Source organism: Mesorhizobium sp. M2E.F.Ca.ET.209.01.1.1 (assembly GCF_004010375.2).
Taxonomy (GTDB): domain Bacteria; phylum Pseudomonadota; class Alphaproteobacteria; order Rhizobiales; family Rhizobiaceae; genus Mesorhizobium.
In genome coordinates this window covers 1-419 of record NZ_SADP02000240.1, presented here as the reverse complement: position 1 = coordinate 419, position 419 = coordinate 1, and the positions used below count along the sequence as shown (strand labels likewise).

Below are 419 nucleotides of genomic sequence, written 5' to 3'. Positions count from 1 at the left end.
CCTCATGCCTCCCGCACACGTTCAGATCCAGCCGCTTTTGCAGCCTTTACAAAATTGCGGTCAAAGGTTGCAAAGCCGCTACAATGAGCTGATTTGCCAAGATGCAGCGCATCCGCGAAATCAATCCCGGCATCGGCCAGATCAAGCGCGGAAGCGACGACGGGGGCGTCTTCGATCTCCACGGTGGGAAGCCCGCCGAAGTTCCGCAGCGCCCTGATGACGTCGGCCTTGTCATGGCCGTATGCGCTGCGCAGTACCCATTCGGTTTCCAGAATCACCGTGACGGTCGCAAAGACTGGTTGGCCGTCGATCAACCGCTTGGCGCGGGCGGACTGCTCGGGATGATCGTTAGTCAGGTAGCGAACGATAACATTCGTATCAATTGCGAGCATAGCGCCGCCGTGCTTCGGCGAGCACCC

General features: G+C 59.2%; 1 protein-coding gene. It reads right to left on the bottom strand.

The window, feature by feature from the left end; genetic code table 11:
• Positions 1-2: 2 nt before the first annotated feature.
• On the bottom strand, positions 3-392 hold the full coding sequence (locus EN852_RS35465; RefSeq protein ID WP_127229518.1) for a type II toxin-antitoxin system VapC family toxin: 390 nt from the start codon (positions 390-392) through the stop codon (positions 3-5).
• Positions 393-419 lie beyond the last annotated feature (27 nt).

Coding starts and splice junctions, on each gene's coding strand:
- EN852_RS35465 (WP_127229518.1), bottom strand. CDS start 392: ATGCTCGCAATTGATACGAATGTTATCGTTCGCTACCTGACTAACGAT.